Annotated in this window: 15 protein-coding genes; 7 read left to right on the top strand and 8 right to left on the bottom strand. The window is 64.6% G+C overall.

The annotated features are described in order from the left end of the window. Window positions 1–14 precede the first annotated feature (14 nt). Window positions 15–1,229, top strand: coding sequence for a cystathionine beta-lyase (locus R2669_RS05800; RefSeq protein ID WP_316899198.1), 1,215 nt, complete (start codon window positions 15–17; stop codon window positions 1,227–1,229). 33 nt (window positions 1,230–1,262) lie between these two features. On the opposite strand, the gene serB is transcribed toward R2669_RS05800, so the two are convergent. The 3 genes from serB to mfd form a co-directional block, all read right to left on the bottom strand. Then, entirely contained in the window at window positions 1,263–2,120 is an 858-nt protein-coding gene (gene serB / locus R2669_RS05795) for a phosphoserine phosphatase SerB (RefSeq protein ID WP_316889293.1), read from the bottom strand. Window positions 2,121–2,230: 110 nt separating this feature from the next. Continuing rightward, window positions 2,231–3,424: an acetylornithine deacetylase gene (argE, locus tag R2669_RS05790; protein WP_316889291.1), complete on the bottom strand. Its 1,194-nt coding sequence runs from the start codon at window positions 3,422–3,424 to the stop codon at window positions 2,231–2,233. A gap of 37 nt (window positions 3,425–3,461) precedes the next feature. After that, entirely contained in the window at window positions 3,462–6,893 is a 3,432-nt protein-coding gene (gene mfd / locus R2669_RS05785; protein ID WP_316899196.1) for a transcription-repair coupling factor, read from the bottom strand. A gap of 173 nt (window positions 6,894–7,066) precedes the next feature. On the opposite strand from mfd, the gene ispD reads away from it, so the two are divergent. Continuing rightward, on the top strand, window positions 7,067–7,825 hold the full coding sequence (gene ispD, locus R2669_RS05780; RefSeq protein WP_316889290.1) for a 2-C-methyl-D-erythritol 4-phosphate cytidylyltransferase: 759 nt from the start codon (window positions 7,067–7,069) through the stop codon (window positions 7,823–7,825). After that, entirely contained in the window at window positions 7,822–8,328 is a 507-nt protein-coding gene (gene ispF, locus R2669_RS05775) for a 2-C-methyl-D-erythritol 2,4-cyclodiphosphate synthase (protein ID WP_316899194.1), read from the top strand. Before ispD ends, ispF begins: the two co-directional genes overlap by 4 nt. 78 nt (window positions 8,329–8,406) lie before the next feature. On the opposite strand, the gene R2669_RS05770 is transcribed toward ispF, so the two are convergent. The 4 genes from R2669_RS05770 to ompR all read right to left on the bottom strand — a co-directional run bounded on the left by R2669_RS05770 (window position 8,407) and on the right by ompR (window position 11,961). Beyond that, window positions 8,407–8,928: a carboxymuconolactone decarboxylase family protein gene (locus R2669_RS05770; protein ID WP_316889287.1), complete on the bottom strand. Its 522-nt coding sequence runs from the start codon at window positions 8,926–8,928 to the stop codon at window positions 8,407–8,409. An 82-nt stretch (window positions 8,929–9,010) separates the two neighbouring features. Then, window positions 9,011–9,559 carry a peroxiredoxin gene (locus tag R2669_RS05765; protein ID WP_316889286.1) on the bottom strand — a complete coding sequence of 183 codons (549 nt, stop codon included), beginning with the start codon at window positions 9,557–9,559 and terminating at the stop codon, window positions 9,011–9,013. A gap of 284 nt (window positions 9,560–9,843) precedes the next feature. Then, window positions 9,844–11,205, bottom strand: coding sequence for an ATP-binding protein (locus tag R2669_RS05760; protein ID WP_316899192.1), 1,362 nt, complete (start codon window positions 11,203–11,205; stop codon window positions 9,844–9,846). Window positions 11,206–11,238: 33 nt separating this feature from the next. After that, the gene (gene ompR / locus R2669_RS05755; RefSeq protein WP_004627064.1) at window positions 11,239–11,961 is read right to left on the bottom strand and encodes an osmolarity response regulator transcription factor OmpR; all 723 of its coding nucleotides are present in this window, start codon (window positions 11,959–11,961) and stop codon (window positions 11,239–11,241) included. A gap of 190 nt (window positions 11,962–12,151) precedes the next feature. Between ompR and R2669_RS05750 the strand changes: the two genes are divergently transcribed. The 3 genes from R2669_RS05750 (at window position 12,152) to R2669_RS05740 (ending at window position 15,512) form a co-directional block, all read left to right on the top strand. Beyond that, entirely contained in the window at window positions 12,152–12,598 is a 447-nt protein-coding gene (locus tag R2669_RS05750) for a hypothetical protein (protein WP_147215999.1), read from the top strand. A gap of 69 nt (window positions 12,599–12,667) precedes the next feature. Beyond that, entirely contained in the window at window positions 12,668–14,293 is a 1,626-nt protein-coding gene (locus tag R2669_RS05745; RefSeq protein WP_316899190.1) for a DUF1800 domain-containing protein, read from the top strand. A gap of 25 nt (window positions 14,294–14,318) precedes the next feature. Beyond that, on the top strand, window positions 14,319–15,512 hold the full coding sequence (locus R2669_RS05740; RefSeq protein WP_316899188.1) for a DUF1501 domain-containing protein: 1,194 nt from the start codon (window positions 14,319–14,321) through the stop codon (window positions 15,510–15,512). On the opposite strand, the gene hpnD is transcribed toward R2669_RS05740, so the two are convergent. Next, window positions 15,513–16,346, bottom strand: a complete 834-nt coding sequence (hpnD, locus tag R2669_RS05735; protein WP_316899186.1) for a presqualene diphosphate synthase HpnD — start codon at window positions 16,344–16,346, stop codon at window positions 15,513–15,515. 186 nt (window positions 16,347–16,532) lie between these two features. Between hpnD and R2669_RS05730 the strand changes: the two genes are divergently transcribed. Next, complete coding sequence (locus R2669_RS05730; RefSeq protein WP_316899183.1) at window positions 16,533–17,741, top strand: efflux RND transporter periplasmic adaptor subunit; 1,209 nt, start codon at window positions 16,533–16,535, stop codon at window positions 17,739–17,741. Window positions 17,742–17,758: the final 17 nt, after the last annotated feature.

Here is a 17,758-nt window from a genome sequence, read left to right as displayed (position 1 = left end):
AAACAGGAAACCACGTGAACGACGACACCAAGCTCCCGCCGATGTTTCCCGCGACCCAAGCCGTGCATCCGGAATTGCAGATCCCGCCTGGCTTCACGGCGTTCTCGCATGCCACGCATCGTGCATCGACGGTGGTGTTCAAGAATCTCGCCGACATGCGGGCCTTCGGTAGCGGCAGCGTGGTGCACTGGCGCTATGGGCTGCATGCCACGCCCACTTCCGACACGCTGTGCCAGGCACTGGCGCAGATCGAGGGCGGTTCGCATACCTTGCTGCTGCCTTCAGGGCTGGCGGCGATTTCGCTGGTGTATTTCTCGCTGATCAAATCAGGCGACGACGTGCTGATTCCGGACAACGCCTACGGCCCGAACCGTGACCACGGCGAGTGGATGGCGCGTCAGTTCGGCATCACCGTGCGCTATTACGACCCGATGATCGGCGCCGGCATTGCCGACCTCATGCGCCACAACACGAAGCTCGTGTGGCTCGAAGCGCCTGGATCGGTCACGATGGAAGTGCCCGACTGCACGGCCATCGCCGAGGTGGCGCGCAAGGCCGGCGCCATCACCGCCATCGACAACACCTGGAGCGGTGGCGTGTACTACCAGCCGTTCGAGCACGGCATCGACATCTCCGTGCAAGCGCTGACCAAGTACCAATCAGGCGGTAGCGATGTGCTGATGGGTGCCGCCATCACCAACGACGAAGCGCTGCACCACAAGCTGCTCGCCACCCGCATGCGCATGGGCTGGGGCGTTTCGGCAGACGATTGCTATTTCGTGCTGCGTGGCCTGCCGAGCCTGCCGACGCGTCTGGCTGCACACGACGCGCACGCCCGCGAAGTGGCCGAATGGCTGGTCGATCGACCCGAAGTCGTGCGCGTGCTGCACCCCGCCTTGCCCAGTTGCCCGGGCTACGAAAACTGGAAGCGCGACTTTACCGGCGCGAGCGGGTTGTTCTCGATCGTGCTGCACGAGCGCTATTCGCAGGCGCAGATCGACGCCTTTATCGAAGGGCTGCGCTATTTCGCGATCGGTTTTTCGTGGGGCGGGGCGCACAGCCTGGCATTGCCATACAACATCCCGTCGATGCGCACGGCGACCGCTTGGCCGCCGGCCGACTGGGAGAACGCGGGCGGTTTTGTGCGGCTGTATATCGGTCTGGAAGATCCGCGTGATTTGATTGCGGATTTGAAGCAGGCGATGGAGACGCACCTGCGGGCGGCGTAACGCCTTGCCGCAGGTGGGAATTTCCGCAGCAGCTTATTGCTGTGGGAATAGATTCAGCAATCCATCCAGGCCGACAACGTTGAACGCCACGTCGGCCTGTGCCTGGACGATGGGCTTGGCGCGGAACGCGACCGACAGGCCCGCCACGCCCATCATCTTCAGGTCGTTCGAGCCGTCACCCATGGCGATGGCGTTATGCGGCGACACGCCCAGTTCCTGGCAGAACGCCTTGAGCGTCTGCGCTTTCACATCGGCGTTGACGATCTCGCCGAGCACGCGGCCGGTCAGCTTGCCGTCCACGATTTCCAGTGTGTTGGCGCGCGTGCGATCCAGCCCAAGGCGCTCCTGCAGGCGTGAGGTGAAGAATTCGAAGCCCCCCGACACCAGCAGCGTGCGAATGCCCAGGGCCTGCACGGCCTTCAGCATCTTTTCTGCGCCTAGGGAAAGCTGCAGGCGCTCGGCGTAGACCCGCTCCAGCACGCTTGCATCCAGGCCTTTGAGCAGTTCGACGCGGCGCGTCAGGCTCTCGTTGAAATCCTTGATCTCGCCGCGCATCGACGCTTCGGTGATGGCCGCCACTTGCGGCTTGAGCCCGCAGAAATCCGCAATTTCGTCGATGCACTCGATGGTGATCAGCGTCGAATCCATGTCCATCGCCAGCACACGGAAATCGCCGAATGTCCATTCGTCGGGAATCCACGCGTAGTCCAACTTCAGGTTGGCGCAGATGGCATCAAGCTGGACGCGCAATTCGCTGGGCAGTTCGTGCACCCATTCGATGGCCGCGACGTTGGGCGCGCGCATCTCATAGGTGGCGCTGCCGAACAGGCTGCGGACGGATTCAATATCGCCGGTGGACAGCGGCGACGGGCTTTGCAGAATGACGGGCATGGGGTGGCAGGAGGGGACCGGGCAGTTCGGCGCAGGAGAAGCCCGCTATTGTAGCGAACGCCCCGGGCAGAATGCGCCCCACCAAAAGGTGAGGCGTTGCTGTGTAAGCGTCAGGCGGACGCGGTTTCGACCATCAGGCTGCGAGCCACCTTGGCGAGGAAGCGGTCGCAGGCGTCGAGCTGGGCCAGTTCGACGTATTCGTTGGCCTTGTGCGCCTGTTCGATGTTGCCCGGACCGCACAGCACGGCCGGAATGCCGGCGCGCTGGAAGAGGCCGGCTTCGGTGCCGTAGGCGACCTTGCGCTTGTCGTTGTCTTCGGTCAGCACACGCACAAGCTGCGTGATGGCGGCTTGCTCCGAGGCATCCAGCGACGGCGCGGCGGCAATCTCGTCGAGTTCGATGCGGGCGTCCGGATGTTCGCGCTGCATGGCGGGCTCGATGGTTTCACGCACGTAGCGCTCGACGCGCGCGCGGATGGCCGGTGCATCCACGCCCGGCAGGTTGCGGAATTCGAATACCAGCTCGCACAACGCGGGAATCGTGTTCAGCGCAATCCCGCCGTTGATGAGACCCGTCGATGCCGTGGTGAACGGCACGTCAAACGCATCATCGAACGGGCCCTTGGCGCGGAATTCATCGGCCAGGTCACGCACGAAGCAGATGATGCGCGCAGCGTATTCGATGGCGTTCACGCCCTGCGGCGTGAGCGAGGAATGCGCCGCGCGGCCGTGCACGCGGCAGCGGTAGGCGTTGATGCCCTTGTGCGCGACGATCGGGCGCATGGAGGTCGGCTCGCCGACGATGCAGCCGGCGGGCTTGATACCGCGGGCGATCAGGTCTTCGATCATGCGCGGGGCGCCCACGCAGCCGACTTCCTCGTCATACGACAGCGCGAAATGCACCGGCTCGCGCAGCTGGGCCTGCAGCAACGACGGCACCAGCGCCAGAGACGCAGCGATAAATCCCTTCATGTCGCAGGTGCCGCGCCCGTAGAGCTTGCCGTCGCGCAGCTCCGGCGCAAACGGGTTGCTGTCCCATTTCTGGCCGTCCACCGGCACCACATCGGTATGGCCCGACAGCACGATGCCGCCTTGCACGCTGCCGTCCGCGGCCGGAATCGTGGCGAACAGGTTGGCCTTGTTGCCATCGTCGTTGTGCGACAGATGCGATTCGACGCCGACGCCGCGCAGGTAGTCGCGCACGGTTTCGATCAGCGCCAGGTTGGAGCCGCGGCTCGTGGTGTCGAAGCTGACGAGCTTGTTCGTCCAGTCGAGGGTGGAGAACGGTGTGGGGGCGGTGCTCATGATGGTTTCCTTGTTCTGATCGGCGGATGCTACCGGATCACGCCAATTGCCGCATGGCATGGCGAATGGTCTGCGTCAGCGCGGCGAATTCGGCCGGAATGTTTTCGATGCGCAGGCGATCCTGCCCCGCCAGCTTGATCTGCCGGTTCTTCTGTACGAGATCGATGATCTTGATGGCGTCAACGGGCGGGTTCGGGATGAACTGCAGCGTGACGGCATTCGCGCCGGTGTCGATCTTCCGGATACCCAGCGGCGCGGCGGCAATGCGCAGCCGGTGCGTTTCGATGAGTGATTGCGCCTGCGGCGGCAGCTTGCCGAAACGGTCGATCAGCTCTTCCTGGATGTTGTCGATGGTCTCGCTGCTTTCGCAGTTGGCCAGGCGCTTGTACAGCGACAGGCGTTCCTGCACATCGCCGCAATAGTCTTGCGGCAGCAGGGCGGGCGTGCCGAGGTTGATCTCGGTCGTGGCCGCGAGGGGCGCCATCAGGTCGGGCTCCTTGCCGGCCTTCAGCGACTTCACCGCTTGGTTCAGCATGTCGGTGTAGAGCTGGAAGCCGATCTCGGAAATTTCGCCCGATTGCTTGTCGCCCAGCACTTCACCGGCGCCGCGGATTTCCAGATCGTGCATGGCCAGGTAGAAGCCGGCGCCCAATTCTTCCATCTGCTGAATGGCTTCAAGGCGGCGCTGCGCCTGCTTGGTGAGGCCGTCGACGTCATGCACCAGCAGATACGCATAGGCCTGGTGGTGCGAGCGCCCGACGCGGCCGCGCAACTGGTGCAACTGCGCCAGGCCGAACTTGTCCGCGCGGTGGATCAGGATCGTGTTGGCAGTCGGCACGTCGATACCGGTTTCGATGATCGTCGTGCACAGCAGGATGTTGGCGCGCTGCGCCACGAAATCGCGCATCACGCGCTCCAGCTCGCGCTCGTGCATCTGGCCATGCGCCACGACCACGCGCGCTTCCGGAATCAGCTCTTCGAGCTTGGCGCGCTTGTTCTCGATGGTTTCGACTTCGTTGTGCAGGAAGTAGACCTGCCCGCCGCGTTTCAACTCGCGCAGGATGGCCTCGCGCAGCACGCCGTCTTCCTCGCGGCGCAGGAACGTCTTGATGGCCAGACGCTTTTGCGGCGCCGTGGCGATCACCGAGAAATCGCGCAGGCCTTCCAGCGCCATGCCCAGCGTGCGCGGGATCGGTGTGGCGGTGAGTGTGAGCACGTCCACCTCGGCGCGCAGCGTTTTGAGCGCCTCCTTCTGGCGCACGCCAAAGCGATGCTCTTCGTCGATGATGACGAGCCCCAGGCGGTCGAACTTCACGTCCGGCGAGAGCAGCTTGTGCGTGCCGATCACGATGTCGATCGTGCCGGCGTTGATGGCTTCGATCGCGGCGTCGATCTCTTTCTTGTTCTTGAAACGCGAAATCTCGGCAATGCGCACCGGCCAGTCGGCAAAGCGGTCGACCAGCGTCTGGTAGTGCTGTTCGGCCAGCAGCGTGGTCGGCGCGAGGATGGCCACCTGCTTGCCGCCCATCACCGCAACAAATGCGGCACGCAGCGCGACTTCCGTCTTGCCGAAGCCGACGTCGCCGCAGACGAGGCGGTCCATCGGCTTGCCCGACGTCATGTCGCCGATCACCGCTGCGATGGCGGCGGCTTGATCGGGTGTTTCGTCAAAGCCGAAGCTCTCGGCAAACGTGGCGTAGTCCTGAGGCGTGAGCGGGAACGCGAAGCCCTGGCGCAGCGCACGTCGCGCGTACAGGTTCAGCAGTTCGGCGGCCGTATCGCGAATCTGCTGCGCCGCCTTGCGCTTGGCCTTTTCCCACTGGCCGGAGCCGAGCGAATGCAGCGGCGCCGTTTCCGGATCGGCGCCCGAGTAGCGCGAGATCACATGCAACTGATGCACCGGCACGTAGAGCTTGCTGCCCTTGTCGTAATCGAGGTGCAGGAATTCTTCCTCGCCGTTGCCCATGTCGATGGAGACCAGCCCCTGGTAGCGCCCGATGCCGTGTTCGCTGTGCACCACCGGGTCGCCGATCTTCAGCTCGGCCAGATCGCGCACCATCGAATCGACGGCGGTGGCCTGTTCCTGCTTGCGGCGACCGGCGCGGCGCACGGTCTGCGCGTACAGCTCGGTTTCGGTGATCAGCGCGATGCGTTCGTCGCCGAGGATGAAACCCTGGTACAGCGGTGCCACGCCCAGAACGAACTTGGCATCGCCGCTCATCAGGTCGGCGAAGTCCGCGACGCCTTCAGGATGCAGGCCGCTGGCGGCCAGCATTTGCGCAAGTGTCTCGCGGCGGCCTGCGGATTCGGCGCAGATCATCACGCGGCAATTGCTGCGCATCAGGAACGATTCGAGATTGACCAGCGGGTCTTCGGCGCGGCGGTTGACGGCCACGTTCGGCAATGGCAGCGAAAGCGGTGCATCGCCGGGCTCCGCGCGCAACACCAGACGCGCGTGCGGCTTGGCGGCGACGAAGAACGCCTCTTCATCCAGATACAGCGCAGACGGCTGCAGCAGCGGCCGCTCGCGGTCGTGGCGCATGAAGTTGTAGCGCTGCGTGGTGTCGGCCCAGAAGCGGCGCACCGCGCCTTCGATGTCGCCCACGAAAGCAAGATGCGTGGCGCCCGGCAGGTAGTCGAACAGCGTCGCGGTCTCTTCGAAGAACAGCGGCAGGTAATACTCGATGCCGGCGCTGGGCACGCCGTTGCCGATGTCCTTGTAGATGGGCGAGCGCGTCGGGTCACCCTCGAACACCTCGCGCCAGCGACCGCGGAAGGCCGTGCGCGAGGCCTCGTCCATCGGAAATTCGCGGCCCGGCAGCAGGCGGACTTCGTTCACCGGATAGAGGCTGCGCTGCGTGTCGGGGTCGAACGAGCGGATGGTCTCGATTTCGTCGCCAAACAGGTCGAGCCGATATGGCAGCGGCGAGCCCATCGGGAACAGGTCGATCAGGCCGCCGCGCACGGAGTATTCGCCTGGGCGCATCACGGCGCTGACGTGCTCGTAGCCGGCCAGCGTGAACTGCGCTTTCAGCGCCGCCTCGTCCAGCTTTTCGCCCTTTTTGAAGAAGAACGTGTAGGCGGCCAGGAATGATGGCGGCGCCACGCGTTGCAGCGCCGTGGAGGCCGGCACAAGGAGGATGTCGCACGCACCGTTCTGCAGGTCATGCAGCGTCGCCAGCCGCTCGGAGATCAAATCCTGGTGCGGCGAGAAATTGTCGTACGGCAGCGTTTCCCAGTCCGGCAGCAGCTTCACGCGCGCCTGCGGGGCAAACCAGCGTAGCTCCTCCGCCAGGCGCTGGGCATCGACGGCATTGGCGCAGACCACCGCCAGCATCGGCACGGCGGCGCGATGCTGCTCGAGGTAGCGCGCCAGCAGCAGGGCATCTGCCGCCCCCTGCAGGCCGCTGAAGACAAAGCGCGAGCCCGGTTTGACGGCGGGCAGGGCGGAGAGCGAAAAATCGGACATGAGGCGTGAGGTTGTGTGGGGCACGACTGCAAGACAAAGCACGACACCCCGCCGGCATGTGCAGGCGGGGTGTCGTGACGCAGACCGCTATTATAAAATCCGCGCCAGCCGCGCGCTTGGCGGGGGCCAAAACCCACGCAAATGCCGCGCCCACGTTCACTTTCCCGCCTGTCATGTCGATTTCCCACCCTGGCCGCCGCCGTTTTGCGCTGATTCCCTCGGCCGGCACCGGCTCGCGCGCCGGCGGCGATCTGCCCAAGCAATATCAGGCGATTGCCGGGCGGCCGATGCTCTGGCATACCGCGCAGGCGTTCCTGGCCAGCCCCGAAATCGACACCGTGCTGGTAGTGACGACGCCCGGCGCACAGGCGCTGGTGCAGCGGTTTCCCGACGGTGGCTTCGATGCGCCCAAGCTGGTGGAGGTCGATTGCGGCGGGGATTCACGCCACGCATCGGTCACGCATGGGCTGGCGGCATTGCGCGGCCTCGGCGCACACGATGACGACTGGGTGCTCGTGCATGACGCGGCGCGCCCGGGCCTGACGCCGGCTCTGATCGCGCGTTTGGTCGCGGCGGTGGAGGCCGAAGGCACGCAAGCTGCGGGGGGCATCCTTGCGCTGCCCGTGGCCGACACGCTCAAACGCGCCGATGCAGCCCAGCACATCGACGCGACCGTGCCGCGCGACGGCCTGTGGCAAGCGCAGACGCCGCAGATGTTTCCACTCGGGCTGCTGGAGCGCGCCTTGCGGGAAGCGCTGCTGCAACATCGCATCGTCACCGATGAAGCCAGTGCGATTGAAGCCGCCGGTCACTCGCCGCTGCTTGTGCCGGGAGCGCTGCGCAACTTCAAGGTGACGTATCCCGACGATTTCGCGCTCGCCGAGGCCATCCTCGCGCAGGGCGCACAACCGAACGAGGCATCGCAAGCATGAACTGGATGGACATCCGCATTGGCCAGGGCTACGACGTGCACGCGCTGGTGGAGGGCCGCAAGCTGATCCTGGGCGGCGTGGAGATTCCGCACACGCGCGGGCTGCTCGGCCACTCCGACGCTGACGCGCTGCTGCATGCGATTACCGATGCGCTGTTCGGCGCCGCCAGCCTGGGCGACATTGGCCGGCACTTTCCCGACACCGATCCGGCCTTTGCCGGCGCCGACAGCCGCGTGCTGCTGCGCGAAGCCGTGCGCCGTGTGCACAAGGCCGGTTATGCGATCGGCAATGTCGACGCCACCATCATCGCGCAGAAACCGAAACTCGCGCCGCATGTGCCCGGCATGGTGGCCAATCTTGCCGAAGACTTGGGCATTGCGCCCGAGCGTTGCAACGTCAAGGCCAAGACCAACGAGAAGCTCGGCTTCGAAGGCAAGGAGGAAGGCATCGTCGCGCAGGCGGTGGTGTTGATCTATCGCGCAGAAGCCGCCGAGCAGGACTGAGCAGCATCGTCGTCACGCCAGGGCAAACGGCAGCACTGGGATTCCGGGCTGCCGTTTTCGTTTGCGAAATCGGCGCAGCTATTCAGCCGCAATGACCTGCGCTGCAGCGTTGATCACCGCCGCAATGCGGCCGACATCGCGCAATTGCTGCGCGCTCATGCCCTGGTGATTCTTCAGCAAGTCGTAGTGCGATTTGATGCAGAAGTGGCATTTGCCGATGATGGACGCGGCCAGGGCGTACATCTCGAACCTGCGCTTGTCGACGCCGCCGTTGCTGGCGTAGGCGTTCATGCGCAGCTCTGCTTTCTGCTGTGCCAGGTCGGAGTCGTCGGCCATCTCGACGTACGGATACCAGACGTTGTTCATGCCCATCAGGGCAGCGGCGGTCAGCGCGCCGTTCACCTCCTCGGGCGACAGCACCCCGGCATTGCGGATGGCGTCGGTCAACACCTTGCTCTTCGCGGCAAACGCGGCCGCCAATGCGACGCCGACCGCATCATTGCCCTCCAGCGAGGAGCGCGCGATCGTGCCATCCAGGTTCAGGCGAATGTCCTTGGCGTAGTCGGGAATCCGGCCCTTGATCGTCTGCAGAAATTCCATCGATTTCTCCTGTCAGCGGGCACCGAAAAAGGAAAGCCCGCGGCAAGGGCGGGCTTCGGCTGAGTAGAGCGCCGCGCGGCCGTTACAGCGTCGAGCCGCCGACTGCGCGGTTGCACGGGCACAGTTCGTCCGTCTGCAGGCCGTCGAGAATGCGCAGCACTTCGTCTGGGTTGCGACCCACGTTCAGGTTGTTGACCGACACGTGCTGGATGACGTTGTCTGGGTCGACGATGAAGGTCGCGCGCAATGCAACCCCAGCTTCGTGCTCGCGTACGCCAAGCTGGTCGATCAGCGCACCCGTCGAATCCGCAAACGACCACTGGTTCAGTTTGTTCAGGTCTTTGTGCTCGCGGCGCCATGCGAGCTTGACGAATTCGTTGTCGGTGGAGCCGCCAAGCACGATCGTGTCGCGGTCGGCAAAATCGTCGTTCAGTTTGGCGAAAGCGACGATTTCGGTCGGGCACACAAAGGTGAAGTCCTTCGGATAGAAGAAGATGACTTTCCATTTGCCCGGAAACGAGGTTTCGGTGATGTCTTCGAACGCCGACTCGCCGTTCTCTTCGTGATTGTTGAACCCGGGCTTGACGCCGACGACCTTGAACGGTTCGAGCTTGTCACCAATGGTCTTCATGAGCTTCTCCTGGAGTTGTGTGGCAATGGGTACGGAACCCAAACGGGGATTTGCAAACACACGCTCACCGGCCGTCCGGTCCGGCTGAGGCGTTCGGACGGAGACGAAGAACGCGCAGGCGCGCAGCCTGGCGGCTGGAGTATTGGCGAGGATTTCAAAACCGGCCAATTGATATTCTCAACGCCAGCCATAGCGCTGCCTGCCGCCGCACCTTATCGGCGACGCATGACAGTGGTGGGAAGCAGGGGGTGTGCCCGGACGCGCGGGCCAGACGGTGTGCTGTATCAGGCGCGCGCGTAGCAGGCGCTGACGAGCAGTCCGGTTTCGGGCGGTGTGCGGTTCTCGAGCGCCAGCCGGCCGCCGCTGCGCTGCAAGATGCGATTGACGATCGACATGCCGAGCCCGGCGCCCTTGGCTTCGCTGCGCGCCGATTCGAGGCGGTAGAACGGCCGGGTGAGCAACGCAAGCTGATCCGTCGGCACACCCGCACCGCGATCGGCCACGCACAATACAACCTCGTTGCCTTGCAGGAATGTGCTGACGGTAATTTCGGCGCGGTTCGTGCCCGGCGTCTTGCCGTAGCGCCGTGCGTTTTCGATCAGGTTGTCGAGAATGCGCTGCGTTTCCATGCGGTTGCAGCGGGCGATCGCCTCGGGCGCGAGCTTGAGGGTAAGGTCGATGTCGTCGTGTGCGGAGTAGACGGGCGCCGTGTCGCGCACGAGTTCGGTCAGGTCGACGTCTTCGAGCATCTCGCCGCCGGGGCGCGCGTAGTCTAGGAACTGCCCGATGATCGCGTCCATCTGCTCGATGTCGGCCACCATCAGTTCGCGCGTCTGCTCGTCGACGGGGCTCATCTCGGTTTCCAGGCGCAGGCGGGTGAGCGGCGTGCGCAGGTCGTGCGAGATGCCGGCCAGCATGACGGCGCGGTCGGCCTCAAGCTGCTTGAGGTCGCGCACCATCTGGTTGAAGCTGTGATTCGCCTGCGCCACTTCGGTGCCGCCGCCTTCGGGCAATGCCTTCGGGTCCTCCCCGGCACTGATGGCGCGCGCCGTATCGGCCAGACGCTTGAGTGGCTGGTTCACGCGTGACGTAATGAACGCCGCGCCCAGCACCGACAGCACCAGCGCCGCCATCGACCACCACAGCCATTGCAGCCCAGGCACGTGCTCGAAACGGTCCGGGCTGATGGCGACCCAATAGTCGTCGCCCTCGATCTGGAAGCTCACCCACACGCCTGGGATGTCGTTGACGGCCGTGGCGATCACCGCGTCGGCACCGAGCCGGTTGCGGATTTCCTGCTGGACAAGCTGCGTCAGATACGGGTTGGTGTGCGGTTCGCGGTATTCGTCTTCCTTCTCGCGCGGGTAGACCTTGATGCCCTCGTTCTGCACGAGATCGAGCAAGAGGAAGCGGCGTCGCGACGGATCCGAATACAGCAGCGCCGCCCGCGTGAGCTTGACCACGCTCACCACCTGCATGGCGATCTGCTGCGCGCGCGGCTCACGCTCGAAAATACGGAAGCTCTGGAACCACACGCCCAGAGAGATCGCGATGAGCAATGCGATCAGCATGAAGGTTCGCCAGAACAGCGAACCAAACACACTGATCAGCAGACGCCGCAACGCGGCCGGACGCGGGATGCGCAAGTCGGATGCGGAAAAGAAAGGTTGCTCGGGTGCTTACTTCGCGCCGTCGGGAATGAACACGTAGCCCAGGCCCCACACGGTCTGGATGAAGCGCGGGTTGCTGGCGTCGGGTTCGATCAGCTTGCGCAGGCGCGAAATCTGCACATCAAGGCTGCGGTCGAACACTTCGTATTCGCGGCCGCGCGCCATTTCCATCAGCTTCTCGCGCGATAGGGGTTGGCGCGGATGGCGTGCAAACACCTTGAGCACGGAGAATTCGCCCGTCGTGAGCGTGATCTCTTCGTCGTTTTTCTTGAGCGTGCGCGTGGCCAGGTTGAGCACGAAATCGCCAAAGGCGAAGGTTTCGGGCGTCTCCGACGGCGCACCCGGGATTTCGGCCGGGCCGCGGCGGCGCAGCACGGCGTGGATGCGTGCGATCAGCTCGCGGGGGTTGAACGGCTTGGGGAGGTAGTCGTCCGCGCCCATTTCGAGGCCGACAATGCGGTCGACGTCTTCGCCCTTGGCGGTGAGCATGATGATCGGCGTCTGATCGTTTGCGCCGCGCAGGCGACGGCAGATCGACAAGCCGTCTTCACCCGGCATCATCAGGTCCAGCACGAGCAGGTCGAACCGCTCGCGCAACCAGAGCTTGTTCATGGCCGTGGCGTTTTCCGCCACGAGCACGGTGAAGCCCTGTTCGCCAAGGTAGCGGCGCAGCAGATCGCGCAGGCGGGGGTCGTCGTCGACGACGAGAATCTTTTGACCGGAATTTTCCATGGCGCTAATGGTAACGACAAAAACATGGGCCCAATGGACAACAGAAGGCGGTAAAAGCCCAATTGAAACAGACGGTTACATTATTTACCGAGTCAGGCGAACAGTCTGTAGGACGCGCAGCTACACTGCCGTGGCAGTTCCTCGCAACGGTCAGGGGTCTGTCGACCCCCGCGGAGGGGACTGGCGTGCAATGCGGTTGCCTGTTATCGATTGTCGCGCAATGATGCATGGCGCATCGGTTTCCAGCAACAAAGACGTGGCTTCTCAACTTCCTCTTTCGAATCGCTCGGTGATGTTTCGGCGGCGCGCGGCGCTGTTGACCTGTGTTCTTGCCCTCTGTGCGGCCGGCTCGCAGGCGCACGCGCGCGGTGAACGCGGTGGCTTTGGCGGTTTCGGGGGCTTTTTCGGCGGCGGGCATGCAATGCAGGCCGGCGCGCAGGAAAAGAAGGGCGGGCAGGGTCCGGCGCGCGGTCGGGGTGGCGAGGAACGCAGCCGCCGCGCCGCCGCGATGGAAAACCGCCGCGGAGAGAATGCCGATCGAGGGTCTGGGCAACGCAAGCTGTCTCCCGAGGAACGCAAGCAATTGCGTCAGAACATCTATGACGTCACGCGAGATATCTACCACCGTGGCGGCTAGATAGGGGCCGAGGAAAGGCGCACGAGTCGCTGCCCCGGCAAAGCAGTAGGATCGTTTCGGGGGACCGACATGCGAATCCGTAGCACCACGATCTTCTTCGCGCTGGCAGTGGCCGGCGCGTTGTCACTGCAGACCGCGCATGCGGCCACGCAGAACAAGCCGCATCGCCACACTGCGCAAGCCAAGGCGCCCGCCGCCGACGAGCAGCGCCTGGACCGCGACGATGCGCGCTATTTCCTCACCCGCGTCGGCTTTGCGCCTTCCGAAAGCGAACTCGATGCCTACGCCGGGCTCACGCACCGCGAAGCCGTCGACCGCGTCCTTGCGCAGGCAGGCACCGTTGCCACGCAGGCGCCCCCAGCGTGGGTGAACGAGCCGATCGTCCCCTACAACAAACTGCCCGACGAAGACGCCCGCAAGGCGGCGCGCCAGAAGAATGCCGCGCACGAGCTGGAATTGCGCGCCTGGTGGATGGGCGAGATGATCAAGACGCCGTCGCCCCTGACAGAGCGCATGACGCTGTTCTGGCACAACCATTTCGTTTCCAGCTCGCAGAAGGTCCCGTTCGCGCAATTGATGTATCGGCAGAACGTGCTGCTGCGGCAGAACGCAGTCGGCAACTTCGGCACGATGCTGCACGCCATCGGCAAAGACCCGGCGATGCTGATTTATCTGGACGGTGCCGAGAGCCGCAAGGGCAAGCCAAACGAGAATTTCGCGCGGGAAGTGATGGAGCTGTTCACGCTCGGCGAGGGGCATTACACCGAGCAGGACATCAAGGAAGCCGCGCGCACCTACACGGGCTGGAGTATCGATCGCGAGCACGATTTCGCCTACATCTGGCGGCCGCAGATTCACGACACGGGCGTGAAGACGGTGTTTGGCCAGAGCGGCGATTACGACGGCGACCAGATGCTCGACATCCTGCTGTCTCGCCCGGAGACGGCCAATTTCATCGTCACCAAGCTTTGGCACGAATTTGTTTCGCCGGACGTGGATGCGGCACAGGCGCAGCGCGTGGCCGATGCGTTCCGCGCAAGCGGTTACGACATCAAGGTGGCGTTGCGAGGGCTGTTCTTGACGCCAGCGTTCTGGGCGCCGCAATCGCACGCGACGCTGGTGAAGTCGCCGGTGGAGATGATCGTCGGCACGCTCAAGCAGTTCAACGTGCAATACACCGATCCCACGCCATTTGCCATCAAGTCTGCGCAGCTGGGGCAGAACCTGCTGGCACCGCCGAACGTGAAGGGCTGGCCGGGCGGCGATGCGTGGATCAACTCGACCACGCTGCTGGGGCGCAAGCAGTTTCTCGATCAACTGTTCCGCTCGACGGAGATGAAGGCGCCGTCAGCCCAGCAGCAGGCCCAGCAACAGAAGCCCGGCGTGATGATGGCCGCCATGCGCGAAGACCTGAAGCAGGGCGGCGCCGTGCAGGGTCTGGGCCAGGCGCTCAAAGGCATGGGGCAGGAGGGCCGTTTCAAGCTGGCGCAGTCGCAGACGATGGTGTCGTTCAACTCGGCCAAGTGGCTCGCACAGTTTGGCGCGGATGGCGATGATCCACCGCAGCTGGCGCCGCGCATTTCAATCCAGCGCGCCGTGTTGCCGATCGAGCCGACCGCGCCGATTCCCGTCAAGCTGGCCGGTACGGCGTACCTGCGCACGCTGATGATGGACCCGGCTTACCAGTTGAAGTAACGCCACCGCCGCAGGAGCACACATCATGGAACGTCGCGATTTTCTGAAGGCAGGCGCCGTGCTCGGCATGGGCGGCGCCGCATCCGGGCTCCCGGGGATTGTTTTTGCGCAAGGGCAGGACAAGCGCAAGGGCTACGGCAACCTGCTCATCCTCATCGAATTGAAGGGCGGCAATGACGGGCTGAACACCGTGGTGCCGTACACGAGCGCGCAGTATTACGCGCTGCGCCCGCGCATCGCCATCAAGCGGGAGCAGGTGCTGCAGCTGGATGACCGCTACGGGCTGCATCCGTCTTTGCAGGCGATGATGCCGCTGTGGCAGGCGGGGGAATTGTCGGTGGTGCAGGGGTTGTCGTATCCGCAGCCGAATCTTTCGCACTTCCGCTCGATCGAGATCTGGGATACGGCCTCGCGTTCCGACCAATACTTGCGCGAAGGCTGGCTGACGCGTGCGTTTGCCGCGCAGCCGGTGCCGGCATCGTTCGGCGCCGATGGCGTGATTATCGGCAGTGCCGACCTGGGCCCGCTCGACGGCGGTGCACGTGCGGTCGCGCTGGCCAATCCCGACGCGTTCCTCAACGAAGCCAAGCTGGCGATGCCTTCGCACGCAATGGGCAACGCCACGCTCGCGCATGTGTTGAAGGTGGAGGCGGACATCGTCAAGGCGGCCGACGGACTGCGCCCGAAATCCGGCAAGTTTGCGTTCCAGACGCGCTTTCCTGACGGCGGGTTCGGCAACTCGATCAAGGCGGCGATGCAGGTGGTGGCAGCGCCGGGCCATGGCGGTGCGGACGTCGCCGTGGTGTGCTTGTCGCTGGGTAGCTTCGATACCCATACCAATCAGCAAGGCACGCAGGCGAACCTGCTGCGGCAGTTGGGCGACGGCATCGCTTCGCTGAAGAGCGCGTTGACCGAGTTGGGCCGTTGGAACGACACGCTGATCGTCACGTACTCGGAGTTTGGTCGCCGCCCGCGCGAAAACCTGAACAGCGGTACGGACCACGGCACGGCGGCCGCGCATTTCGTGGCCGGCGGCCGCGTGAAAGGCGGGCTGGCCGGTCATGGGCCGGTGCTTGAACGGCTGGACGGCGGCGGCAATCTCGACCCGTCGGTCGATTTCCGCTCGCTTTATGCCACGGTGCTGGAGCGCTGGTGGGGAATGGATTCGCAGCCGGTGCTGGCGGGGCGGTTTGCGCCGCTCGATCTCATCAAGGCCTGATCAACCGCGGATCTGCGTCTTCCAGGCCAGCCACAGCTTGCGCAGCGGCGTCAGGTCCGTGCGCTGCGTGAGCACCTGAAAGCCGTCCGCTTCCACTTCGTCGAGCAGGCGCATGGCCAGCACGCCGCGAATCAGCGCTGAGCGCTGGGCGCGGCGATCTTCTGCCGGCAGCGCGGCCAGTGCTTCCTTGTACGTTGCGCGGGCGCGCTCGGCCTGAAATGCCATCAACGGCTTGAAGCCCTCGGCATACCGGCGGTTGAACAGATCGGCAGCCGGTACGTTGAAGCGCTGCAGTTCGTCGACGGGGATGTAGACGCGGTTATGGCGCACGTCTTCGCCCAGGTTCCGGACGAAATGCACGAGCTGCTCGGCCAGCGCCATCAGCCGTGCGAATTCCAGCGTGCGTGCATGCGTCTGTCCGGCAATGCGGGCCGTTAGCCGACCTGCCACGCCAGCCACTTGATCGCCGTGGCGGCGCAGGTTGGGCCAATCCAGATAGCGGTTCTGCATGGCATCGGCCTCGACGCCGGCCAGCAATTCGCCCAGATGCACCGCGCCGATGTCGTAGCGGACCAGGTGCGGCTGCAATGCCTTGGCCGCCGGGTGCTCGGGGCGGCCGTCAAACAGCCGCGCCAGTTCTTGTCGCCACCACTGCAGCTTCGATTGCACGACCGCCGGATCGCTCGCATCGCGCACGGCGTCTTCCAGCTCACGGCGCACGGCTTCCAGGGCGATGGTCGCGCGGCGGCGTTCGGGTGCCAGAAACAATACGCTGTAGTACACGTCGCTGCCGGGCGGGGCGGCCTTGTCGGCGCAGTAATCGTCGGGGGTCACGGAAAGGGCCGTCGTGGTGAGGTTTGAAGCAGGGCGGCCATTCTACAGCGCGTTGCAGCGCAGCATGCCGCAAAGCCTTGCTTGAACAGCTACCAAGAAAAGTCAATCAGACGCGGCCGTGTCGTTGACCCTGCGCATTGCCGTGGGTATATTACTGACCGGTCAGTTATTTACTGAGAGCGTGTCATGCCAGCGTTGCGTTTGCCGTACCCGCATTCCGACTTCACCGGTTTCTCCGACACGCGGTCTCGGCCGCGCAGGCGTTCATTGCCGATGACGACATCGGCCGCCTTGTTGATCGGCGCGGCGCTGCTGGCCGGATGCAGCAAGGAGGCGCCCAAGGCGCCCGAAGTGCGCCCCGTGCGCACCATGACCGTCACCAGCGAGCAGGGCGCCGGCACGGCGGAGTTCTCAGGCGACGTACGCCCACGCATTGAATCGCGCCTGGGCTTCCGTGTGCCGGGCAAAATCATCGCCCGCTTGGTGGACGTGGGCGCCACCGTCAAGAAAGGCCAGGTGCTCGCACGGCTGGACCCGACCGATCTTGCCCTCGCTCAGCAATCGTCCCAGGCTCAGTTGTCCGCCGCCAAGACCGACCGCGATCTGGCCGCGGCGGATCTCAAACGCTATTCCGAACTGTTCGCCAAGGGTTTCATCAGCGCGGCCGAGCAGCAACGCCATCAAGCCAACTTTGACGCCGCACAAGCCCGCTACGAGCAAGCCGGAGCCGGTTATCGCAACCAGGTGAATCAAGCCGGATATGCCACGCTGGAAGCCGACGCCGATGGCGTGGTGACGGGCGTCGATGCCGAGGTCGGGCAGGTGGTGTCGGCCGGCCAGCCGGTCGTGCGCGTGGCGCAGACGGCAGAGAAGGAAGTCGTGGTCGGCATTCCCGAGGATCAGGTCGATACGCTGCGCAAATCGCCCGAAGTGAGCGTCAAGTTGTGGGCCGATCAGTCGCGCAGCATTCCGGCCAAGGTACGTGAGATTGCACCTGCGGCCGACCCGCTCACGCGCACGTACACCGTAAAGATTTCAGTACCGAATCCGCCGCCTGAATTGAGGCTCGGGATGACGGCAGTGGCCACGTTCGTGCGGCCCGGCGGTGGCGCGGACAGCGGCGGCATGGGCGTACGCGTGCCGATCAGCGCGCTGCTGCAGGATCAAGGCAAGAACGTGGTGTGGCTGTACGACGCCGCATCGCAAACGGTCAAACCGGTGCCGGTGACGGTGGGCGCGCCGCGCGACAACGTGTTGCTGGTGACGAGCGGGCTTCACCCCGGCCAGACCATCGTGACCGCTGGCGTGCACCTGCTCAAGGCCGGCCAGAAGGTGATGCCGATGGCACCGGCCGATCAGCCGTCGGCGCAGTCCGCCATCACGCCGCGCCGGTAAGCCGCATCCGGCTTCCG

Origin of the sequence: Ralstonia edaphi, assembly GCF_958350185.1 — a bacterium.
Lineage (GTDB): Bacteria > Pseudomonadota > Gammaproteobacteria > Burkholderiales > Burkholderiaceae > Ralstonia > Ralstonia edaphi.
Note: the sequence above shows the minus strand (reverse complement) of the source record. Positions and strands in the feature narration are given on the sequence as shown.

Excerpts from the sequence above, each read along its gene's own strand:
- ispD (WP_316889290.1), top strand. The coding sequence starts at position 7,067 with ATGTCGATTTCCCACCCTGGCCGCCGCCGTTTTGCGCTGATTCCCTCG.
- argE (WP_316889291.1), bottom strand. The coding sequence starts at position 3,424 with ATGAGCACCGCCCCCACACCGTTCTCCACCCTCGACTGGACGAACAAG.
- R2669_RS05770 (WP_316889287.1), bottom strand. The coding sequence starts at position 8,928 with ATGGAATTTCTGCAGACGATCAAGGGCCGGATTCCCGACTACGCCAAG.
- R2669_RS05740 (WP_316899188.1), top strand. The coding sequence starts at position 14,319 with ATGGAACGTCGCGATTTTCTGAAGGCAGGCGCCGTGCTCGGCATGGGC.
- R2669_RS05750 (WP_147215999.1), top strand. The coding sequence starts at position 12,152 with ATGCGGTTGCCTGTTATCGATTGTCGCGCAATGATGCATGGCGCATCG.
- R2669_RS05745 (WP_316899190.1), top strand. The coding sequence starts at position 12,668 with ATGCGAATCCGTAGCACCACGATCTTCTTCGCGCTGGCAGTGGCCGGC.
- mfd (WP_316899196.1), bottom strand. The coding sequence starts at position 6,893 with ATGTCCGATTTTTCGCTCTCCGCCCTGCCCGCCGTCAAACCGGGCTCG.
- R2669_RS05730 (WP_316899183.1), top strand. The coding sequence starts at position 16,533 with ATGCCAGCGTTGCGTTTGCCGTACCCGCATTCCGACTTCACCGGTTTC.
- serB (WP_316889293.1), bottom strand. The coding sequence starts at position 2,120 with ATGCCCGTCATTCTGCAAAGCCCGTCGCCGCTGTCCACCGGCGATATT.
- R2669_RS05765 (WP_316889286.1), bottom strand. The coding sequence starts at position 9,559 with ATGAAGACCATTGGTGACAAGCTCGAACCGTTCAAGGTCGTCGGCGTC.
- ispF (WP_316899194.1), top strand. The coding sequence starts at position 7,822 with ATGAACTGGATGGACATCCGCATTGGCCAGGGCTACGACGTGCACGCG.
- ompR (WP_004627064.1), bottom strand. The coding sequence starts at position 11,961 with ATGGAAAATTCCGGTCAAAAGATTCTCGTCGTCGACGACGACCCCCGC.